The 22,177-nt window shown below is 63.4% G+C and carries 21 protein-coding genes and 1 pseudogene; 20 read left to right on the forward strand and 2 right to left on the reverse strand.

The genetic code is table 11. From position 1 onward, the window contains the following. The coding region (locus BCR55_RS33670; RefSeq protein ID WP_254661866.1) for a hypothetical protein at positions 1–294 on the reverse strand (294 nt) is incomplete at its 3' end. Between the two features lie 106 nt (positions 295–400). Between BCR55_RS33670 and BCR55_RS29270 the strand changes: the two genes are divergently transcribed. The 15 genes from BCR55_RS29270 (at position 401) to BCR55_RS33230 (ending at position 12,231) form a co-directional block, all read left to right on the forward strand. Next, positions 401–1,603 carry a hypothetical protein gene (locus BCR55_RS29270; RefSeq protein ID WP_254661867.1) on the forward strand — a complete coding sequence of 401 codons (1,203 nt, stop codon included), beginning with the start codon at positions 401–403 and terminating at the stop codon, positions 1,601–1,603. Beyond that, the gene (locus tag BCR55_RS29275; protein ID WP_065497240.1) at positions 1,600–1,974 is read left to right on the forward strand and encodes a hypothetical protein; all 375 of its coding nucleotides are present in this window, start codon (positions 1,600–1,602) and stop codon (positions 1,972–1,974) included. The genes BCR55_RS29270 and BCR55_RS29275 overlap by 4 nt, the downstream gene beginning before the upstream one ends. A 10-nt stretch (positions 1,975–1,984) precedes the next feature. Beyond that, positions 1,985–2,629 carry a hypothetical protein gene (locus BCR55_RS33675; RefSeq protein ID WP_254661868.1) on the forward strand — a complete coding sequence of 215 codons (645 nt, stop codon included), beginning with the start codon at positions 1,985–1,987 and terminating at the stop codon, positions 2,627–2,629. A 62-nt stretch (positions 2,630–2,691) separates the two neighbouring features. After that, the gene (locus BCR55_RS33680; RefSeq protein WP_254661869.1) at positions 2,692–2,877 is read left to right on the forward strand and encodes a hypothetical protein; all 186 of its coding nucleotides are present in this window, start codon (positions 2,692–2,694) and stop codon (positions 2,875–2,877) included. Positions 2,878–3,155: 278 nt separating this feature from the next. After that, complete coding sequence (locus tag BCR55_RS29295) at positions 3,156–3,443, forward strand: type II toxin-antitoxin system RelE/ParE family toxin (protein WP_011875781.1); 288 nt, start codon at positions 3,156–3,158, stop codon at positions 3,441–3,443. Positions 3,444–3,473: 30 nt separating this feature from the next. Next, positions 3,474–3,665 (forward strand): hypothetical protein, encoded by a 192-nt coding sequence (locus BCR55_RS33685; protein ID WP_254661870.1) that lies wholly within the window; start codon positions 3,474–3,476, stop codon positions 3,663–3,665. Next, entirely contained in the window at positions 3,666–3,860 is a 195-nt protein-coding gene (locus BCR55_RS33690) for a hypothetical protein (protein WP_254661871.1), read from the forward strand. It abuts the gene before it with no gap. Position 3,861: 1 nt separating this feature from the next. Then, positions 3,862–4,065, forward strand: coding sequence for a hypothetical protein (locus BCR55_RS29305; protein WP_043293136.1), 204 nt, complete (start codon positions 3,862–3,864; stop codon positions 4,063–4,065). A gap of 34 nt (positions 4,066–4,099) precedes the next feature. Beyond that, a complete protein-coding gene (locus BCR55_RS32000) occupies positions 4,100–4,321 on the forward strand; it encodes a hypothetical protein (protein WP_254661872.1) in 222 nt (73 codons plus the stop codon). Positions 4,322–4,328: 7 nt separating this feature from the next. Then, positions 4,329–5,831, forward strand: a complete 1,503-nt coding sequence (locus tag BCR55_RS29310) for a zeta toxin family protein (RefSeq protein ID WP_254661873.1) — start codon at positions 4,329–4,331, stop codon at positions 5,829–5,831. Positions 5,832–6,128: 297 nt separating this feature from the next. Continuing rightward, a complete protein-coding gene (locus BCR55_RS33695) occupies positions 6,129–6,542 on the forward strand; it encodes a hypothetical protein (protein ID WP_254661874.1) in 414 nt (137 codons plus the stop codon). Beyond that, positions 6,539–8,182, forward strand: coding sequence for an Eco57I restriction-modification methylase domain-containing protein (locus BCR55_RS33700; RefSeq protein ID WP_254661875.1), 1,644 nt, complete (start codon positions 6,539–6,541; stop codon positions 8,180–8,182). The genes BCR55_RS33695 and BCR55_RS33700 overlap by 4 nt, the downstream gene beginning before the upstream one ends. Before the next feature lie 526 nt (positions 8,183–8,708). Next, positions 8,709–9,374 (forward strand): DEAD/DEAH box helicase family protein, encoded by a 666-nt coding sequence (locus BCR55_RS33705; RefSeq protein ID WP_254661893.1) that lies wholly within the window; start codon positions 8,709–8,711, stop codon positions 9,372–9,374. 504 nt (positions 9,375–9,878) lie between these two features. Next, positions 9,879–11,432 (forward strand): helicase C-terminal domain-containing protein, encoded by a 1,554-nt coding sequence (locus BCR55_RS33710; RefSeq protein ID WP_254661876.1) that lies wholly within the window; start codon positions 9,879–9,881, stop codon positions 11,430–11,432. A gap of 661 nt (positions 11,433–12,093) precedes the next feature. Further along, positions 12,094–12,231 (forward strand): hypothetical protein, encoded by a 138-nt coding sequence (locus tag BCR55_RS33230; RefSeq protein WP_175403861.1) that lies wholly within the window; start codon positions 12,094–12,096, stop codon positions 12,229–12,231. An 89-nt stretch (positions 12,232–12,320) separates the two neighbouring features. Here BCR55_RS33230 and BCR55_RS32010 read toward each other — a convergent pair whose 3' ends face one another. Further along, on the reverse strand, positions 12,321–13,439 hold the full coding sequence (locus BCR55_RS32010) for an IS256 family transposase (protein ID WP_371493917.1): 1,119 nt from the start codon (positions 13,437–13,439) through the stop codon (positions 12,321–12,323). Positions 13,440–13,601: 162 nt separating this feature from the next. On the opposite strand from BCR55_RS32010, the gene BCR55_RS29320 reads away from it, so the two are divergent. The 5 genes and pseudogenes from BCR55_RS29320 (at position 13,602) to BCR55_RS29340 (ending at position 22,169) form a co-directional block, all read left to right on the forward strand. Further along, entirely contained in the window at positions 13,602–13,739 is a 138-nt protein-coding gene (locus BCR55_RS29320) for a hypothetical protein (RefSeq protein WP_176697472.1), read from the forward strand. Between the two features lie 294 nt (positions 13,740–14,033). Continuing rightward, positions 14,034–14,930 (forward strand): YafY family protein, encoded by an 897-nt coding sequence (locus tag BCR55_RS29325; protein ID WP_065497244.1) that lies wholly within the window; start codon positions 14,034–14,036, stop codon positions 14,928–14,930. A 2-nt stretch (positions 14,931–14,932) separates the two neighbouring features. Further along, a pseudogene (locus tag BCR55_RS33985) lies at positions 14,933–18,464 on the forward strand (helicase-related protein). A 198-nt stretch (positions 18,465–18,662) separates the two neighbouring features. Beyond that, positions 18,663–19,280, forward strand: coding sequence for an NYN domain-containing protein (locus BCR55_RS29335; RefSeq protein WP_065497246.1), 618 nt, complete (start codon positions 18,663–18,665; stop codon positions 19,278–19,280). Between the two features lie 12 nt (positions 19,281–19,292). Further along, a complete protein-coding gene (locus BCR55_RS29340) occupies positions 19,293–22,169 on the forward strand; it encodes a DUF1156 domain-containing protein (protein ID WP_065497248.1) in 2,877 nt (958 codons plus the stop codon). Positions 22,170–22,177: the final 8 nt, after the last annotated feature.

A 22,177-nucleotide genomic window follows, 5' to 3' on the forward strand; every position in this document is an offset into this window, starting at 1 on the left:
CGCGCTGCTCGCCGGTGACCCGAACATCGTGCAGATCTCTACGAGAAGGAAGAGGTCATCACGGTGCTGCCGGGAAAGCGAAACCTGACGATGCAGGCGTTCCTGCGCAAGTGCCGCTACAGCCACAACAAGCGCCAGGGCAACCGCTTCACAGTCGTCGAGAACGGCTTCGACGTGCCCAAGGGCGAAGCGATTGCCCGCGAGGGCATCGCTGTCGTCGTTCACCCCAAGACGCTCGAGCGCTTCGGTTGTTACAACGCACACGACCTGGTTGACTGCGTGGACCGCATCCACGCCAACATCCGCGAGGATATTGAGAAAAACGGTACCCGTTTTTGGGGCCTGGATACGCTCGAGTTGCCCGAGCTCGTGGACTTCGCGACGTTACGTGACGCCTTCGTTGAGCGCACAGCGCTTGTCACTGAACGCGATGCGTTGGAAAGAGACTCGCCGTGCGTGGACCGCGCTTCGCACGATCCTTCACCACTATGCCGCCGTTCTGACCGGCGGCGAACGTCGCTACCACGGCAGTCCCATCGTGAGGGGCGGCAAATCTTTCCAGATCCTGCTGGGCGAGTCGAACACCGCAGAGGCTTGGACCGATGGGGAAACCTACATCGCGCTGACCGTCGACGTCGTGAAGCGCCTCAAGACGGTGCCGCTCAAAGCTGCCGCGTACATTTTCAGCTTGGTGGAGCATGAGGTCGCACACGAAGGGGATAGTCTCGACTGCGGCCACGACGAAGCGTTCTACCAACGCTTCCACGACCTGACCATCAAGTACGCGCAGGAACGCCAGTGGTACATGCACGCATGGCTCATGCGGTACACGACCAGCCTGGAAGCCGAGGGCAAGCGCGCACGAGGCGAAGCATGGCGCGAGCGCTATCTTGTCGATCGCGCGGGCACAGGCCGCACGAAGCGCGGCTTGCCACGCGCAATCGACGACGTGGCGACCGATCCGCCCGTCGTGACTCCCGAAGAGAACATGGCCTTCATCGACTATCAGAACGCGCGCCTCGTGCAGGCTGGCGTCTGCCCGCCACCGCCGAACTGGACAGAGGTGCTTGACCGTGCGCGCAGTACCCAGCAACAAGTTGAGATCGATCTTCGTGCGGAGCGCGCGCGCCGGGAAGCCGAGGATGCCGCCGAGATGGCTGAGTTCGACGCGTTTTACGAAGAGATGCAACGCGAAGAGCAAGCGGCGCGGCAGCGCCTCGCGTTGCTGCTCGGTATCAACGCCGACGAGATCACCGATTACGCATTCGACTACCTGGCTGCGTCGGGCCTTTCTGACGACGACGTAAAGGCGATTTGGCAGCAGAAGCCGTGGGCCGAACGGGAACGGGAAATCTACGGCGATCCTATCGACTATCAGGACTGCGCCACGCAGCCCGACGATGGCGAGACAGACGCCACGGCCGACGACGAATCTCCCGACAACGACCCTGCCGCAGTCGAGGCAGGAGCCTTCTATCCCCCTGAGCTGCGCGCGCTGATCCAGCCAGGCGAAACGACGTGGGCGCTCGAGCGTAACGCGGCGGCCGCCGGCTTCTATCGCGTCGAGGACTATCTGAAATGGCGAGCAGAGGTGAATTCATGAAACGATGCGTCATCGCGCTCGCGCTTATAGCGTCGCTCGCCGCTTGCGACCGCAAGCCGCCCGCCGAGGCCGACGCTCAGGGCACTCACCGCGAAGTGCTGCAGGGCTTCCAGACCACGTTCTATCGCGTCAGCGACGGCAAACAGCGATGGGTCGAGATCGCTATCGCCGTCGACGGCAGCAAGACGTTCCGCATGCCGGTCTTTTTCTCCGACAATGGGCGACTTGTCCAGGTCAGCGACGACGAAGCCCGCACGCTGATCGATAAGTGGCTCAAGCAGCGGGCGGCGAACGTCGCCGCCTTCGGCTCGGTCGACCCGCAGGTCGGCGGCAACACTCCATTTCTGGCAATCGACCGCAACACCCCGTAACGGAGCGACCATGCAAGAACGCGCCTACCTTGAGGCAGTACCGGCCTACCACGCGACATCGCCCGACGGCCGCACCGTGCCTTTCATCGTCTCGTTGCTGCTGCACGACGCCGAGAACAAGCCTCGCATCACACCTGCCGTCGAGCGGTCAATCGACCGCACCATCGACATCACCGGCCGCGAAGGCCTCGCCCTGGCGATCATCGCGGACGACGACGAAATGCCGGCCACGGCACGCCGTTACGTCGAGCGAGCTATGGGCATCCCTGGCGCGATCATCCTGTTCCGATGCCAGAGTCCCGAGACGGCGGAACGCCTGATGCAGCACCTGCAGCCGAGTACCAGCTCACGCTTGTTCGTGAGCCGGCCGAGCCCGCACCCGGTCCCTGAAATCACACCTGCCGTCGAGCGGTCAATCGACCGCACCATCGACATCACCGGCCGCGAAGGCCTCGCCCTGGCGATCATCGCGGACGACGACGAAATGCCGGCCACGGCACGCCGTTACGTCGAGCGAGCTATGGGCATCCCTGGCGCGATCATCCTGTTCCGATGCCAGAGTCCCGAGACGGCGGAACGCCTGATGCAGCACCTGCATGCCGAGTACCAGCTCACGCTTGTTCGTGAGCCGGCCGAGCCCGCACCCGGTCCCTGAATTTGCATGTTAATGTTATTCGTGTACTCTAATAACAATTAAATTGCACCGGAGAGACCGAGATGCACACCTTGACCCTTGAACAGTTGCGGGCCACTACGGACGCCGGCGGCGTCGCGGGCGTCACGCTCAAAGCGCAGGGCGGCGCTTTCTACGTAAAAGTCGACACGCGCAACGGCGACGAGGCCGTGCTCGCGAAGGCCGCAGCAGCGAACCTCGCAGCTTCGGCAACCCCGCGCAGGCATTGACGCTGCTGCGCGGCCTCGGGCTGGCTGTCGGCTCATTCGACGTGCAGGACTGGAACCCGGAGGACAGGGCCACGGTGCGCACTCGTCCCGACCGCCGAGGCCCTGAAGCGGACGCACGAAGCGGCCGAACACGACAAATGGTTCCGCGCGCAGGTCGAACAGGGTCTCGCCGAGGCCGACGATCCGAATACGAAGTGGGTGCCGCACGACGTCGTGAAAGACGACATGCAGCGTCAACGCGAAGCACTGAAGGCCCGTATCGCAGGCGGCAATAAGTGATGGAATTGGTATGGACGCCACGCGCACGTCGCGCTCGCGAAGAGGCAATCGACTACATCGCGCAGGACAACCCGGTTGCCGCACTCGGCCAGCTCGACGAGATCGAGCGGCAGACCGACATGCTGATTCAGCATCCCGAAATGGGGCGCCCCGGCCGAGTGGAGGGCACGCGCGAGCTCGTCATCAGCCGCACGCCGTTCATCGTCGTCTATCGGCTTAGGCCGCGCGCCCGACGCATCGAACTGATCCGCTTTCTTCACGGCGCGCAGCAATGGCCGAAGACGTGACGAAGGACCGAACCACCGAGAGGACCGAACATGAAACTGAAAGTCAGAAACGCAGCCGGCGAACAGCACACGATCGACATTGATGCGTGCGACACAGCCATTATCAACGGCGCGCAAGGCCCGACCACCTCGTTGCTCGATTGGCTACCGCTGACGAGCGTCGAGAACTGGACGAGTGGTGCAACAACCAGACGCCAAGCCCGAATGGCTCGATCGCAATGAATGCGTGGCCCGGTTGGCATGATGTCGCGCTCCGACGCTTCGCTGACCGCCCGCAACTACAGGCCAAATATCCAAACCGTAACGCAGTCGTTCGCTCAACTCGTCGTCGGGGCACCGGCCAGCGGCAAGTCGCAGATGATGAACTCCTTCCCCATCACGGACCCGGACGCGCCGAACACGACGGAGGGCAACTGACGTGAAGACGACCGTACAAACTGGCGTTGCGATCCTTGCCCTTCTCATAGGATTGCTTTTCTGTTTTGCCGCCGCGCGCGGCTACATGCAGCACGACACCATCGCTCTGCGGCCATTGCTGTTCGGGGTGGTCGACGTGGCTGTCGCATGCGTGTTGCTACGCAAAGCCTATACGGCCCGCAAGGCCCGGAGCATGCCGCTATGACAACCTGGACTGACGAACAGCTTGCCGATTATGAGTGCGCGCTCGAAACGATCGGCAACGTGATTGCCTGAAGGCGCGCGACATCGAAGCCGAGAAAACGAAGCCGTCGCCGAACTCAGATCGCATTGACGAACTGCGACGGCAACAAGCCGAACTTGCCGACGAGCGTAGTCGCTTGCGCATCGGCGATCACGACGCCGTTGCGCGCGCCATCGAGCAATACGGCAGGCTTGTGGCGCGCAAGCGCGTGAACTGAGGGCGCGATGACGGTTATCCACGACAATCGCCCGCGCGGACTCTCGGTCGAAGAGGCGCAGAAAGCCGTCGACGAGTTCCTCGCCGAGTACAACGGGAATATTCCCGTAACCGCCGTCGTGCGCGCAACACAGGAGGAAATCTATGGACCCCAAGCATCCCGCGAAAAGCTCGGCTACCGTATCGACGGCGCATACCACCCGGCCCGACGCATCTTTACCCTTGCAGCTTCCAATATGGGTGACGAAGGGGCCGTCCGACGAGCCCTTCGCCACGAGCTGCTCGGCCACTACGGGCTCAACACTTTCAGCCCGACTGAGAAGCGCGCTCTGCTCGATCGCGTTCTGGAAACGCGGCACGAGCCGTCGTTGAGCCACATCTGGAAGCGGGTGGAGCGTGACTACGCCTCGCTTCCAGATCTGCACAAGGCCGAGGAAGTGTTCGCCTTCGTCGCCGAAGAAGAGCGCAGCTTTCTTGGTCGCGCATGGGATGGAGTGCGAGCAGCGCTTCAACGCGCCCTTCGTGCGACGGGACTTTCCAGCCGACCATTGACCCTCACGGAGCTGCGCGACGTAGCCCGCGACATCGCGCGCGGCATCCGCTCAGGCGATCGCGAGCAGCAGACGTTTCCCCAAAGCGACACCGCGCAATTCCGGCTCGATCCTGAAACGCATGCCGAGATCCTGCGCGACATCCAGACCCAAGCACTCGGGGCTACGCGACCGGCCCAGCGGCCCGTAGCGATCATTCTCGGCGGGCAGCCTGGCGCCGGCAAAGCCGGGCTGGCCAGTGCAGCGCTGGAGGAGCTCGCCGGCAACGCCGTAAAGATCGACGCGGACGAGCTCCGCAAGAACCATCCGGCCTACATCGCGCTGATGCGTGAGGACGATCGCACGGCCGCGGACCGCACACACGGCGACGCGGGCCCGTGGGCCGTCAAACTGACGAGTGCGGCGATGGCCGCGCGGCGCAATCTCATCGTGGACGGAACGATGCGCGACCCGGACAACCTGGCCAAGCTCTGCAGGAAGCTGCGTGAGGCCGGATACCGGATCGAGGCCCGCGTGATGGCCGTCAACCCGCTCGTCAGCCGTCTCAGCATTCACGAGCGATATGAGCGTCAGGTACGGGCCAACGGCTTCGGCCGCTGGTCGAACCGCGACAAGCACGACGCAGCGTTCAGCGGCGTGCCGCTGACCGTCGAGAAGCTCGAGGCGCAGCAGCTCGTCGACCGAATGACCGTGTTCGCACGGAACAGTGACGAGCCGATCTACGACAACCGGCTCGTCGCAGGACATTGGGAGCAGCCGCCGGCGGCCGCGAGCGGGTCGACGCAGAGCGTGCGCGCGATTGGTCGCCGGCCGAACGTCACCAGTTCGCCGACAAGCTCGACGCGATCGCACGCCGAATGCAACAGCGAGGAGCCGGCGAAAGCGACCTCGCGTCGCTGGCCGAGCTTCGTGCCGATTTTGAACGGCAGCATCCGACTGACCGGCACGCGCCGCGCGTGACCCGCCGCGATGCCCCAAAACCCGGAGGGTGACGCTGATATACGACACTGGCCGACATATGTCGCATACGCCACGAAGCAGCGCGCACGGCGCTGATTAAACATCTCTAGCCGTTTCGGACGCATTTTGTATAATGCCTATGATACAAACGGCTAGAGGGCGTACATCATGGCAAAAAGCGGCAGCCGGCCGACGATCTCAACCAACTCTCATTCGACTTCGAATTCAACGCCACCGCCGACATCATCGACAGCCTTCAGGCACAGATCGATGTCGACGAAGATGAAGGAGCACAGCATGCTTACCGGTCAAACTCAGCCGCTGTCGATCGCGGCGAAATCCTCAAGCCGACGACGATTCAGGCCGTCCGGCGTTCACCCTCGTATCACCTGCAGGGCTGGAAGATCCTCGACCGCTGGGCGTTCAACCAGCCCGGAGAAACTGCGCTCGCTGGAAGCGCAGGGCGAGGTGATCCTGCTGGGCAGGCTTCTGGAGCAGCAGACGATCGAGCACCAGGTCTTGAGCCGCTCGATCGACCAGAAGCAGAACGGCCTGACGGAGCACGAGATCCTGGTCAGCAACGAGATCATACCGAGCTGTAACGCCCGCCGACTACAACATCACCGCCGCGGACCGGCTCGGGGAGGGCGGCGCCAAGGCGAAATATCGGGACAACATCGCTGCATTGAAGCTGCTCCTGCAGCTTCGTGAAGAGCAGCGCAGCGCGACGCCTGACGAACAGGCAATCCTCGTGCGCTATGTGGGCTGGGGCGGCATTCCGCAAGCGTTCGACCACCGCCAATCAGGATTGGCAAGACGAATACCTCGAGCTCGCCGGCCTTCTCTCCAAAGATGAATACGAACGTGCGCGCCGTTCCACACAGGACGCGCACTACACGTCGCAAACCGTCATCGAGGGTATCTACAAGGGCCTCCAGCGTATCGGGTTCGACGGCGGCCGCGTCTTCGAGCCGTCTGCTGGCATCGGCAATTTCATCGGCCTCATGCCGGCGCCGATGCGTGCCGCGACCCACTTCACGGCGATTGAGCTCGATCCACTGACGGCCGAGATCGCGCGGCATCTGTACCCCAGCGCGACGCATATCAACCGTGGCCTGCAGGACGTCGTGATTCCCGCCGGTCATTTCGATGCGTGCGTCGGCAATCCGCCGTTCGGCACGCAATCACTCTACGATCCCCATCATCGCGAGCTGGGCGGCTTCTCGATCCACAACTACTTCCTCGCGAAGTCGATCGACAAGCTCCGCGAAGGCGGGGTAATGGCCGTCGTTGTGAGCCGCTACTTCCTCGACGCGGCCAACACCGCGGCGCGCGAGCACATCGCGGGACCGCGCGCACTTCTCGGCGCGATCCGCCTGCCCAACACGGCCTTCAAGCGCAACGCGCTCACCGAAGTCACGACGGACATCATCTTTTTCCAGAAGGCGGCCGCCGGCGAGACGCCCGATCGGCGCTGGGTCGATGTCGGCGAAATACGAGATCACGAGACTGGCGAGCCGATCACCATAAGCCGCTACTTTATCGACATCCTGAACAGTGGCCGTCGCATGGCGATCACCAGCAAGATGCACCGCGACGCGGCGGACCTGGTGCCCGAGGCGGGCGTCGACCTTGCCGACGCGATCGAGCGGCGCCTGCAGGCGCTGCCTGCCGACGTTTATCGGCCCGCCGATGACGCGGCCACCGCAACCGATCGGGGCGAGGACAACCGGCGCTCACGCTGCCGGACACGCTCAAGGTCGGCTCGTTCTTCGTCGCGCCAAACGGAAGGCTCGCGCGACGCCTGCCGGATATCCTCGATGAGCACGACTATAGCTACGTCGAGCCAAGAACGAGCGCGCCGGCGCGCGCATCAAGGGCATGGTCCAGGTGCGCGAGGCGCTGCGCGATCTCATGCAGGCGAGCAGTCCGAGCATGTGACCGACTTCGAACTCACTTCGAAGCGCTCGAAGCTGAACCGCGTCTACGACGACTTCGGCGCAAGTTCGGGCACGTCAGCTCGCAGGCGAACCGCCTCGCCATGTCGGAGATCCCGAGTATCCGCTGTTGCACGCGCTCGAAAGCGACTACGACAAGGGCATCTCGCCCGAGACCGCGAAGAAGCACGGCGTGGAGCCGCGCCGGCCGAGCGCGAACAAGGCGGCGATCTTCTCGAAACGCGTCATGAGCCCGCGCAAGGAAGTGACGCACGTCGAGACGGCGAAGGACGCGCTTGTCGTGTCGATGAACGAGAGTGGCCGCATCGACCTCGCACGCATGATGCGCCTCACAGGCAAGCCCGAGGACGAGTTGATTCGCGACCTCAAGGGCCTCATCTACCTGAATCCTGAGCGCGATCGCTGGGAGACGGCGGACCAGTATCTGACCGGCAACGTGAAGGCCAAGCTGCGCGCGGCCGAAACGGCCGCCGGCCAGAATCCCCGCTACATCGAGAACGTCGACGCATTGCGCGCCGTTCAGCCCGCCGACATCGAGCCGGTCGACATCTCCATCCAGCTCGGCTCGACGTGGGTGCCTGACCAGGTGATCGACCAGTTCGTCGGCCACTTGCTCGGCGACGTGCGCCGGCGCATCACGTATCAGGAGACGCTGGCAAGTGGCTCGTCGACATCGAGCACGGCGATCGCACTACGGCACGCGTCACGTGGGGCACCGAGGCATATCCCGCGAACGAGCTCATCGAATCGATCCCTGACGAACCGTCCGATCCAGGTCAAGGTCGAGGCGGGCAAGGACGCGAACGGGAACAAGATTTATCGCGTTGACGATTCGCAGACGGCAGCCGCCAACCAGAAGGCCGACGAGATCCGGCAGGCGTTCCTCGATTGGGTGTGGGAAGACAAGGACCGTCGCGAGATGCTCGCACGCATCTACAACGATCGCTTCAACACGAACATTCCGGCGAAGTACGATGGATCGCACCTGGACCTTCCCGGCGCGTCGCTCGACATAACGCTGCGGCCGCACCAGAAAGACGCTATCTGGCGCGGCATTCAGGACGGCACGGCGCTGTTCGATCACGTCGTCGGCGCCGGCAAGACACTCGTATGCGTAGGCACCATCATGGAGAGCAAGCGCATGGGTCTGATGTCGAAGCCCATGCTCGTCGTTCCGAACCATCTGCTGCTGCAGTGGAAGGACGCCTTTTACTCGCTGTATCCCAACGCGAACATCCTCGTCGCCGAGAAGAGCGACTTCAAGAAGGAAACGCGAGCGGCTGTTCGGCCGCATCGCAACAGGCGATTGGGATGCCGTGATCGTCGCGCACAGTTCGTTCAAGAAGATCGGCATGCCCGAAGACACGCTTCCGCGAACTGCTGGAGGAACAGATCGAAGATCTCTCGGACGCGATCACGCAGATCAAGCGGAGCAGGGCGACCGGATCACGATCAAGGAAATGGAGAAGGCGAAGGAGCGCATGACGGAGCGCCTCGAGCGCAAGGCCGATACCGGCGCGAAAGACTTGGCGGTCAGCTTCGCCGACCTTGGCGTCGACGCGCTTTTTGTCGACGAGGCTCATGAATTCAAGAATCTGTTCATCACGACGACGCTCAGTCGCGTGTCCGGTCTCGGCAATCTCGCCGGCTCCGAAAAGGCGTTCGACCTGTTCGTGAAGTGCCGTTACCTGCACAGCGCAAACGACGGCCGCGGCGTCTTTTTTGCGACCGGCACGCCGATCAGCAATACGATCGCCGAGCTCTATACGATGCAGCGCTACCTGCAGTACGACGAGCTCAAAGCGCGCGGCATCGTCCACTTCGACGCATGGGCGTCAACTTTCGGACAGGTCGTCACAGGCTGGGAGCTGGACGCAACGGGCGTTAACTACCGGCTCAACAGCCGGTTCTCGAAGTTCCAGAACGTTCCCGAGCTGATCTCGCTGTACCGCACCTTCGCCGACGTCATCACAAAGTCGGACCTCGATCGCCAGGCGGAGGAACGCGGCACCCGCTTCCCCGTCCCGAAGATCAGGGCGGCCGGCCGCAGAACATCATCGTCGATCGGTCCGATGCGCAGGCGCTGTTCATGGGCGTGCAAACGCCCGTGCTCGACGACAATGGCGCGCCTGTCCTGCGCGGCGATGGCACGCCACTCAAGAACTGGAACAGCGGCTCCATCATCCACCGGATGGAGAACCTGCCGAAAGACCCGCGCGTCGACAATCCTCTCAAGATCACGAACGACGCGCGCAAGGCTGGCCTCGACTTCCGCCTCATCAATCCAAACGCAGCCGATGATCCCGGCAGCAAGGTCAATACGGCGGTCGACAACATCTACCGGATATGGGAGGCGTGGAAGGACCGGAAGGGCACGCAGCTCGTGTTCTGCGATCTGTCGACGCCAAAGCTGTCGAAGAAGGCTGCGCCGGTCGCAGACGCGGCGAACGATGACGACAGCGACGATGAGGCGCCTGCTATCTCGATGGACGAGCTGCTGGCCAGCAACTCCGACTTCTCGGTCTACGATGACATCAAGGCGAAGCTGATCGCGCGCGGCGTTCCGGAGCACGAGATCCGCTTCATCCACGAGGCGACGACAGATCTGCAGAAGGCCAAGCTGTTCGATGACATGAACCGCGGCCATTCGCGGATCATGCTCGGCTCAACGGCAAAGATGGGCGCGGGCACTAACGTACAGCGGCGCCTCGTCGCCGAGCACCATCTCGACGCGCCGTGGCGGCCGAGCGATCTGGAACAGCGCGAAGGCCGTATTCTGCGGCAGGGCAACCTGTTCTACGAAGAAGACCCGGACGGCTTCGAGGTCGAGATCCTGCGCTACGCGACCAAGCAGACCTACGACAGCCGCATGTGGCAGACGATCGAATATAAGGCCGCCGGCATCGAACAGTTCCGCAAGGGCGACAGCTTGCAACGTGTGATCGAAGACGTCGCGAGCGAAGCCGCGAATGCGGCCGAGATGAAGGCCGCCGCGACGGGCAATCCGCTGATCTTCATGCAGGTGAAACTCAGTGCCGACCTGAAGAAGGTCGAGGCACTGTTCTCGAACTATAAGCGCAATCAGCACAGCCTCGAGAGCCGAATCGGCTGGCTCGCCGATGCAGACCAGCGCGCGGATCGCGCTGTCGCGCGATGGAACCGCGAGATCGAGCTCCGCGACAAGGCCACGACCGAGCAATTCCGGTTCGAGACCAAGAACCGCGTCTATGGTGAGAAGGATCGGGAGACGCTGCTCGGCGAAGTCATGTACGCAATGAAGAAAGCAGTCGAGCGGCGGGCTGTCGGCATCCTCGATCGACCCACCGAGATGCCGGTTGGCCGCTATCGCGGATTCGATGTGAAGGTCTATGCCAGCCGCGACGAGATTCAGTTCACGTTGACCGGCTCGGACACCTACGAGCCTGAAAATCTGAGCTATCGCGCCGAGGAGAAGTTCAGCATCACCGGCTTCATCCACCGTCTCGATAATTTCATGGCCCGCTTCGAGGACTGGCGACAGGAGGCCGAAGAGACGCGAGAAAAGGAGCGTCGCGAGTACGCGAAGGCTATCGCGGAGCAGGGCAAGCCGTTCCGCAGCAGGCGCGCCTTGAGGCGCTTCGGCAAGACGTGCGCGACGTCATGACGGAGCTGAAGCTCATGCAGGCAGACGAAAACTACGTATCGCAGTGGCAGCCTCGATCGCTGGCCAGCGACAGTAATACCGGTCAGCAGCAGGACCGTTACCGCATGCGAGCATGAGGAGGTAGACACAAGATGTTGTGCCCGACCAGCTGCCCGAAGGCACTACATCTTGTGGTCCGGCCATCTCGGCCGCACCGACTTCGACGCCTGTAAGCAGGCGAGCAGGGCAGGGCCGCCGACGGCGGCCGCACCCACCCATCCCCCGCCCTTCCCGCCCTGCGGGAAGGGAGCGAGTCGCCCTCTGTCGTCAAGGGTGCGGGGGAGATGAAACCACCCCCACACCCTCGACTGGAGCGTCTACACCGGCACGTCAGCCCCTCAAGGGCCGCTACGCTGCCGTCCTCACCCGTTCGGTGCTCGACCTGGCCTGCGGCCAGCTCTGCGCTCCGCGTGCGGCCTCCGGGCGGCCCCTTGACCGTCTGCCATGCCGAACAACTTCCCCATCTTTTTACGCAAGTACGTATTTACGTATGTACGTAAGCAGGCTATAATAGTCCCCATGCAGTGAGGATCTCCACCCTCGCCGCATCCCCGGCCGGAAACCACTGGCGGCTACCAGTCCCCCGGCTTCGTCGTTCACCGTCCCGTCTAGGAGCATTGGAATGAGCGCGAGTCTGTTCACACTGCATCATTGGATCGTAGTCCTGAGTTGTGCCTACATGGAATACACGTACACGCCGTGGAACGGTCGCAACCACTATCGGCGCACGGTCGACTACGGCCGGGTCGTCTGGTGCTAACCCCACGCCGAAAAATTCCCCTGATCGCATTGGCGGCTACCGATGCGATCGGTTTCTGCAACATCAACGTCTAGGAGCAACCATGCACATCAAGTTCCCGGTGCAGAAGGGCACGGCCTTGGCGGAGCTCGGCTATGGCGAAAGCCTGCTGGTCCCGTGTAACGATCGGACGGTGCAATCCGTCCAGTCATCCATTCAATCGCTGTACGCAAACGGATACGGTGCGCAGCGGGGAAGTCGAACACCGTCAGGGATTCAGGAATCGCGGTTTCGGCCCACTCGGCCAGTTTCGGATGCTCCTTGCGCCAGGTGTCCAGGGCGGCTTTCAAAAGCCGCTCGGCTTCTGCCTTGTCCGGAGCATTGAAGATCGCGCGCAGTGTCGCGGCGACGTGCTTTTTCGCCTCCTGTCGGGTGACGAACTGGCCGGCGTTTTGCTGCAGATGGAACTGGCAACGCTGCCAGGGAACAGAAGGGAACACCGCTTTGCGGGCAGCTTTGAGGCCCGCATGATCATCCGCGATGATGAGCTTGATCCCGTGCAACCCTCTGGCCAGGAGGGATTCCAGGAAACGTCGCCAATTGATCTCGGCTTCCGACGTGGCCACCGTGCAACCGAGCACCCGCCGTTTGCCCGTCGCATCGACGCCGACGGCGATCAAGACGGCACAATCGACGATTCGCCCTTCCAGCCGCACTTTCTCGTAACGGGCATCCAGAAAGAGATAGGGCACTTCGCCCAGAGGACGCTCGCGCCAGGCCGCAAGCCCCTCGTCGAGCCTGGCGGCGGCACGGCTCACCTGGGCGGTGGAGAGCGAAATCTCCGGCCCCAGCAGGCGCTGCAGTACCTCGATCACCCGGCGGGTGGAGACCCCCTGGACGTACATCTCGGCCAGGGCCAGATGCACCGCCTGATCGGTGCGGGTGCCTTTTTCGAGGGCAGAAGGGTAGAAGTCGCCGCAACGCACCTGGGGCACCTGAAAGGTCAGCTCACCAAGGCGGGTGAGTACCGTCTTGGGTTTGTACCCGTTGGCGTAGTCACGCCGTCGCTCACTACGTTCATAGGGCGCCGCTCCAAGGAACTGGGATCGTTCGATCTTGGCGGCTTCATTGACGAGGATGCGCAGAGCCTCGCCGGCACCCTCCAGTCCGTGTTCGAGCAACACAGCATAAGCCATTTCCAAAGGATTGGTTTCGACACGCATCGCCATGATGGGCATACTCCTTTCTCGAAGTCATGGCGTCAGACCGAGCGCCGCGCACTTCCTACCATAGGCGCTAAACGGAATTTACAGAAAGGATGGTACACAACCAAGGACAATTGTGTCGCTTTCGAGGGGCTGAAGTTGCAAATCCCGCCGGATCGCTATCGCATGCACTACGTGAAGGTCAAGGTACGGGTGCATCGCTACCTGGACGGGCGGCTGGCGATCTTCCATGGCCCGAGAAGGCTCGCGCGCTACACGGCTGACGGTCAGCTGCAAACCCCCGAACTGCAGGTTGTCGCGTAGGTCCGCCGCGGCGCCTGCCGGGGAGGGAAGGCGCTCCGGGCTACGCCCTTCACGCCTTCCCTCCCCGGCCCGGAAAAGCGGACAGTTTATGTGCTACGAAACCGGACAGTTCTATTTGTTGACAACACGGGGGGGCAAGTCGTGACCTGACGCGACACCCAAGCGGATCGCCGCTGGTCCATGCTGCATGTGCTAATCATTTTGCAACGCACAGCGGCGCGTTTTACGACTGCTTGACGTTCGTTTTGGATATCCGTATGCTTCCGCAAAAGCTACGGAAACTAGCACACGAACATGTCGAGCGGCCGACTCCCGGAGATGACCCAGGCGCAACGCGACCGGCTCGCGTTCGTCGAGTTGCGCCTGCGGTTCGTTGGCGAGATCCGCCGCCAGGACTTGGTGACGCGCTTCGGCATCCAGGCTGCGGCAGCCACGCGGGACATCGCCCAGTACAAGGAGCTGGCCCCAGGCAATATCGAGTACGACACCAAGGGCAAGGTCTACGTCCGCGCCGCTTGGTTCCGCCCCCTGTTTGACTTCCCCGCCGAGCGGATCCTCACTTGGTTGTCCCAGGGTTACGGTGACGGCGAGCCCATCCGCTGGAAGGGTGTCGTGGCACAGGAGGGCACCAGCCTGCCGGGCAAGATCGATCTGGAGATCCTCTCCGTTCTGACGCGCGCCATTCATCAGGGTGCGGCCGTTGAAGTTGCCTACCGCGCGCTGTCCAGCGGGCTGACAACCCGCGAGATCGTGCCGTTCGCGCTGGCCGACAGCGGCCAACGGTGGCACGTCCGCGCCTTCGACCGGCGCAGCGGTGAGTTCCGCGACTTCGTGTTGGGCCGCCTCGACGCCGCCCGCATCCTGCCCGGCCCTGTGGCCGACCACGAGAAGCCCGATCAGGACATCCAGTGGAACCGGATCACCGAGCTCGAGCTCGTGCCGCATCCGGCCAACGTGCAGCACCCCGACACCATCGAGGCCGAGTACGGCATGGACGGCGGCGTGCTCAAGGTGCGGACCCGTGCGGCGATGGCCGGCTACCTGTTGCGCCGCTGGAACGTGGACTGCACCGAAGATCACAGCCTCAAGGGTGGCGAGCACCACCTGTGGCTGCGCAATCGCCAGGCGCTGTACGGCGTCACGAACCTGGTGCTCGCCCCGGGCTACGACACGACAAGCAAGGAGGGTTGAGCGTGCTGAAGCTCGAACAGATCCAGAAGAACGCGGCCATCTCGGGCTTGGAACCCGGGCAGGTGGTACGCATCGTCACGACAGAGCCGGTCGGTGACAACGCCCTCACCGTTTACTACAAGACCGCCGACGGCTCGCTGCGCGAGCGGATGCTGTTCCGCACCGACGAGGCCAACCTGTCGTTGGCCGAAGCCGGCCGCCCATGGGCCTTCGACGCCCCAGGCGAGGACTTCAAACTTGCCACCGAGGCCTACCGGATCAACCTGGCCCACCTGTTCGATCCGATGATGGCGGTGCACACGTCGAACGTGGAGCCGCTGCCGCACCAGATCACGGCGGTCTACGAGTCGATGCTGCCGCGCCAGCCGCTGCGCTACGTGCTGGCCGACGACCCCGGTGCTGGCAAGACCATCATGGCAGGCCTCTTCATCCGCGAGCTGCTGATGCGCGCGGATGCCAAGCGCGTGCTGATCGTCGCCCCCGGCAGCCTGGTCGAGCAGTGGCAGGACGAAATGTTCGAGAAGTTCGGCCTGTCGTTTGCGCTGTTTTCGCGAGAGCAAGTCGAACAGTCGCGCAGCGGAAACCCCTTCGACGACCATGACTTGCTGGTCGCCCGCGTCGATCAACTGGCCCGCGCCGAAGACCTCCAGGAGAAGCTGCGCCTGTCGCGCTGGGACCTGGTGGTGGTCGATGAAGCCCACAAGCTCTCGGCCAACTACTTCGGCAACAAGATCAACAAGACCAAGCGCTTTCAGCTGGGCGAGCTCCTCGGCTCGATCACCCGCCACTTCCTGCTCATGACGGCCACGCCGCACAACGGCAAGGAAGAGGACTTCCAGTTGTTCATGTCGCTGCTGGACGCCGACCGCTTCTACGGAAAGTTCCGTGACGGCGCGCACAAGGTGGACGTGTCCGACCTCATGCGTCGCATGGTCAAGGAGGAACTGCTCAAGTTCGACGGTACCCCCGCTGTTCCCCGAGCGCCGGGCCTACACCGTCAACTACAAGCTCTCCGACCTCGAAGCCGCCCTGTACGCGGCCGTCACCGATTACGTCAAGGAGCAGTTCAACAAGGCCGACCAGTTGGCCGACAGCGGACGCAAGGGCACGGTGGGCTTCGCCTTGACGGCGCTGCAGCGCCGCCTGGCCTCCAGCCCCGAGGCCATCTATCAGTCGCTCAAGCGGCGGCGCAACAAGCTCAAGCGCCGCGTCGAGGAAGAAAAACTCCGTCAGCGCGGCCAATCACTGGCCGAGACACTGGGCAGCAACAACAGCCTGCCCGACGACGTGTGGGAAGCCGCCGACGCTCTGTCGCCCGAAGACTATGAGAACTTCGAGGAGGCCGTGGTCGACCAGGCCACGGCGGCGCAGACCATCCAGGAACTCGAGGCCGAAATCATCATCCTCGAAGGCTTGGAGGAGCAGGCCCGCCAGGTGGTGCATTCCGGTCAGGATCGCAAGTGGGATGAGCTCTCCCGCCTGCTGCAAGACACGCCGGAGATGCGCGACGCCGAGGGGCGACAGCGCAAGCTCATCATTTTTACTGAGCACCGCGACACGCTGAACTACCTCGCGGTGAAGATCCGCGGCCTTATCGGCAACGAAGAAGCCGTGGTGATGATCCACGGTGGGGTCAAGCGCGAAGAGCGCCGCAAGGTGCAGGAGCTGTTCCGCAACGACCCCACGGTGCGCGTGCTGCTGGCCACGGACGCGGCGGGCGAAGGCGTGAACCTGCAAAACGCCAACCTGATGGTCAATTACGACCTACCCTGGAACCCCAACCGCCTGGAGCAGCGCTTTGGCCGCATCCACCGCATCGGCCAGACCGAGGTCTGCCACCTGTGGAACATGGTGGCCGCCGAGACCCGCGAGGGCGACGTCTTCCAGCGCTTGTTCGAGAAGCTGGAGGTGGAGCGCCAGGCCCTGGGCGGCCGCGTGTTCGACATCCTGGGCGAGGTCTTCGAGGACAAGCCCCTCAAGGACCTGCTGATCGAGGCCATCCGCTACGGCTCGGATCCCGAAGTCCGTGCCCGCCTGCTCAAGAAGGTGGAAGGCGCGCTGGATACCCAGCACCTTGAAAACATCATCAAACGCAATGCGCTGTGCGAAGAGGTGATGGATGAGAAGCGCCTGTTCGCGGTGAAGGAGGAGATGGAGAAGGCCGAGGCCCGCAAGCTGCAGCCCTTCTTCATCCGCGCTTTCTTCAATCAGGCCTTCCAGCAACTGGGCGGCGAGCTGCGCCCGCGCGAGCAAGGGCGCTACGAGATCACCAACGTCCCGGCCATCATCCGCGAGCGCGACCGGCAAATCACCGGCCGCGACCGCCGCAATACCGACCCGGTGCTACGCCGTTACGAGCGCGTCTGCTTCGAGAAGCAGTACGTGCGGCTGACCGACCGTGTCGGCGCCCCGATGGCCAGCCTCATCCATCCCGGCCACCCCTTGATGCAGGCGGTCACCGACCTGGTGCTGGAAGCTCACCGCAACAAGCTCAAGCAAGGCGCGGTATTGGTGGACCCGAGTGATATGGGCGTCACCCCGAAGGTGATGTTCATCGTTGATCACGCGGTCAAGGAAGGGGCAGACCCCGCGCGCATCGTCTCGCGTCGCATGCAGTTCGTCGAGATCGACCCGCAGGGCCATGCCACCAACGCCGGCTGGGCGCCTCACCTGGACCTGGAGCCCATTGCGCCTGCCGACCTCAAATTGATCGAAGACGTGCTGGCGGCCCCGTGGATCGCCAAAGACCTGGAGCAACAGGCCTTGACCCATGCCGGAAGCTTCCTGGTGCCCGAACACTTCGATGAAGTTCGCACCCGCCGCGAGAAGGCGGTGGACAAAACCCTGGCCGCCGTGCATGAGCGTCTGGTCAAGGAAATCAACTTTTGGTCCGACCGTTACATCAAGCTGCAAGACGACCTGGCTGCCGGCAAGGATGTGCGCCTGACGCTGGAGAACGTGCGCCGCACCATCGACGACCTGACCGCCCGCCGCGAATCGCGCGAGAAGGAGTTGCTGGCCATGCGCCATGTGGTCTCCGCCACGCCGGTCGTGCTGGGCGGTGCGCTGGTGATCCCGGCGGGCCTCTTGATGCAGCGCAAGGGTCAGCCCGGCTGGTCGGCGGATGCCGATGCGCGCAGCCGCATCGAGCACATCGCCATGCAGGCGGTGATGAACGCCGAACGCGCGCTGGGCCATGAGGTCATCGACGTCTCGGCGCAGAAGTGCGGCTGGGACGTCACCAGCATCCCCCAAGCCCGCGATGGCCGCCTGCCCACCTCGCGCCACATCGAGGTCAAGGGCCGCGCTAAAGGCCAGACCACGATCACCGTCACCCGCAACGAGATCCTCTATGGCCTCAACCAGGCGGACAAGTTCATCCTGGCCATCGTGCTCGTTGACGGCGGCAGGCACGAAGGGCCGTTCTACATCCGAAAGCCCTTCACCCAGGAGCCCGACTGGGCGGTGACCAGCATCAACCTGGACCTGGACGCGCTGCTCGCGCGCGCCACGGCGGCGGAGGGCTCGCTGTGAGCCTGGGCTGCCCTCAGAAACAGAAACGCCCTCACGGGGAGGGCGTCGGGCCGTGGCTGCTGGCCGTGGGGCAAAATCCAACCCCAGAAAGAGAAACGCCCCTTGCGGGGCGTCGGGCCGGAGATGCTATCTCCGGGGGGTTAGTGCCGCTCATTATAGTCTCTGGACGTCAGAGGTCAAGATAGCGGGGCCGCTGCCATGACCCGCGTGATGGCCTACGTGGACGGCTTCAACCTCTACTTTGGCTTGAAGGCGGCCGGCTTCAAGCGCTACTACTGGCTGGACGTGGCGGCGCTGGCGAACAATCTGCTTCGACCCGGTCAGCGTCTGGTCACCACACACTACTTTACAGCGCGCATCCGTGACAACGGCCGCAATGCGGCCGACCAGAAGCGGCAGAATGATTATCTCGAGGCACTCGCCGCTCAAGGCGTGCAATGCCAGTTTGGCCATTACCTCGATAAACGGCGCCAGTGCTATACCTGCCAGGCCACATGGATGGATTACGAAGAAAAGATGACCGACGTCAACATCGCCATCCAGTTGATGGTCGATGCCTTTGACGACGCCTTCGACATGGCGCTGGTCATCTCCGGGGACAGCGACCTCACCACGCCTATCCGCCGCGTGCGCGAGCGCTTCCCCCTCAAGCGCGTCATCGTCGCGTTTCCGCCCAAGCGGCACTCCAAGGCCCTCATGCAATGCGCCAACGGCCACTTGGCCATCAGTGAATCCAAGCTGCGCGCCAGCCAGCTGCCCGAACAACTCGTCAAGCCCGATGGCTACGTGCTCGCACGCCCTGCCATCTGGCGCTGAAGGACTTCAAGAATGACCAGCATCAAAGCCCCCAAGAAACTCATCGAAGTAGCATTGCCGCTCGACGCCATCAACGAAGCGGCAGCGCGCGAGAAATCCATCCGCCACGGCCACCCCAGCACCCTGCACCTGTGGTGGGCGCGCCGGCCGCTGGCCGCAGCACGTGCTGTCATCTTCGCCCAGATGGTCAATGACCCCGGCTACGAGCGCCACCTGGGCCGCGGCGTCAACAAGAAACAGGCCGCCGCCGAGCGCGAGAGGCTGTTCAAGATCATCGAAGACCTGGTGCAGTGGGAGAACACCAACAACGAGGAAGTCCTCGAACGCGCCCGCGCCGAGATCCGCCGCTCCTGGCGCGAGACCTGCGAGCTCAACAAGAACCATCCGCAGGCGGCCGAGCTGTTCAACCCGGAGAAGCTCCCCGCCTTCCACGACCCCTTCGCCGGCGGCGGCGCCATCCCGCTGGAGGCGCAGCGCCTGGGGCTGGAAGCCTGGGCGTCTGACCTCAACCCCGTGGCGGTGACGATCAACAAGGCGATGATCGAAATCCCGCCGCGCTTTGCCGGCCGCGCGCCGGTGGGGCCGCTGCCGGCGGGCGAGCGGCAGGCCAGGCTGCACGAAGACTGGCGTGGCGCGCGCGGCCTGGCCGAAGACGTGCGCCGTTACGGCGCCTGGATGCGTGAGCAGGCCGAACAGCGCATCGGCCACCTGTACCCCAAAATCACCATCACCGCCGAAATGGCGGCCGAGCGGCCGGATTTGAAGCCGCTGGTGGGGCAGCAACTCACCGTGATTGCCTGGCTGTGGGCGCGCACCGTCAAAAGCCCCAACCCGGCCTTCAGCCATGTGGAGGTGCCCTTGGCCTCCACCTTCATCCTCAGCAGCAAGCCGGGCAAGGAAGCCTACGTGCAGCCGGTGATCGAGGGCGACCGCTACCGCTTCACCGTGCGCATGGGCACACCCCCGGCGGAAGCGAAAAACGGCACCAAACTCGCGCGCGGGGCGAATTTCCAGTGTGTGCTCTCAGGCTCGCCCATTGACGGCAACTACATCAAAGCCGAAGGCCGGGCCGGGCGCATGGGCGCAAGGCTGATGGCTATCGTCGCCGAAGGCGCGCGCGGGCGCGTCTATCTGCCGCCCATCGAGGAACATGAAGCCATCGCCCGGCAGGCGCAGCCGACATGGAAACCAGATACCCCATTGCACGGTAAAGCGCGCGACCAAATGCCGCTTTATGGCATGGAAACCTTCGCGGACCTCTTCACCCCCCGCCAACTGGTGGCGCTGACCACCTTCTCCGATCTCGTGGGCGAGGCGATCGAAAAATGCCGGCAGGACGCCCTGGCCGCGGGCCTGCCCGACGACGGCCGCGGCCTCGACGCCGGCGGCAGCGGCGCCACCGCCTACGCGCAGGCTGTGGCGGTGTATTTGGCGTTTGGTGTTGGCAGGAGTGCCAACTATTGGTCATCGCTCACTCCGTGGGGTGGCGATTTCATCGTGCAGACCTTTGGGCGTCAAGCTATCCCGATGGTGTGGGATCATGCAGAAGGAAATCCCCTTTCTAACTCCACCGGAAACTGGCTCGGTGCGCTCGAATGGATTGAAAAGGTTCTTGTTACGAGTCTTAGTAATGCAGGAAGAGGCAACGGAGTGGCATTACAGGCCGATGCGCAAACTCAAAATATTAGTGGTGACAAACTAGTATCCACCGATCCTCCCTATTACGACAATATCGGCTATGCCGATTTATCGGACTTTTTCTATGTCTGGCTGCGCCGTTCGCTCAAACCCATTTATCCGGGCTTGTTCGCCACGGTGGCGGTGCCCAAGGCCGAGGAGCTGGTGGCCACGCCATATCGCCACGGCGGCAGGGAACAGGCCGAGCAGTTCTTTTTGGAGGGCATGACGCAGGCCATGCACAACCTGGCGCAGCAAGCGCATCCTGCTTTTCCGGTCACCATTTACTACGCTTTCAAGCAATCGGAAACCCAAACCGAAGCCGGCACTTCCAGCACCGGCTGGGAAACCTTCCTGGAAGCCGTGCTGCAAGCTGGTTTTGAGCTGACTGGTACTTGGCCTGTACGAGCAGAACGTGATCAAGGCTTGAAGACAGGGACGAATGTGCTGGCCTCATGCATCGTCCTCGTTTGCCGCCCGCGCCGTGCCGACGCACCTACTGTGTCGCGCCGCGAGTTCATTCGTGAGCTGAATGCCACGCTGCCCGAAGCGCTGGATGAAATGACCCGTGGCGGCGTCAATTCGCCGGTGGCGCCGGTGGATCTCTCGCAGGCCATCATCGGCCCGGGCATGGCCATTTTCAGCCAGTATGCGGCCGTGCTGGAGGCCGACGGCACCCCCATGCGCGTGCGCACTGCGCTGCAATTGATCAACCGCTTTCTCGCCGAAGACGACTTCGACGCCGATACCCAGTTCTGCCTGCATTGGTTTGACCAATACGCATGGGCCGGGGGCAGATATGGCGAGGCCGACGTGCTGGCGCGCGCCAAGGGCACCAGTGTGGCTGGCCTGCAAGCGGCGGGGGTGGTGGAATCGGGCAAGGGCCTGCTGCGCCTGCTCAAGTGGGCCGAGCTGCCGCCCGATTGGTCGCCCGAGGCAGACGCCCGCACCCCGGTGTGGGAAGCGCTGCACCAACTCATCCGCGCGCTGAACCAGGACGGCGAATCCGCGGCCGGGAAGCTGCTCGCCCGCATGCCTGCAAGGGCCGAGCCGATCCGCGCACTGGCCTACCGCCTTTACACCCTGTGCGAGCGCAAGGGCTGGGCCGAGGAGGCCCGTGCCTACAACGAGCTCGTCACCGCTTGGAGCGCCATCGAGCAAGCGGCCAGCGAAGCGGGCGTGGTCGGCTCGCAGGCGCAACTGGACATTTGAGAGAGAGA

This window comes from Burkholderia sp. CCA53 (assembly GCF_001685525.1).
Classification (GTDB): Bacteria; Pseudomonadota; Gammaproteobacteria; order Burkholderiales; family Burkholderiaceae; genus Burkholderia; species Burkholderia multivorans.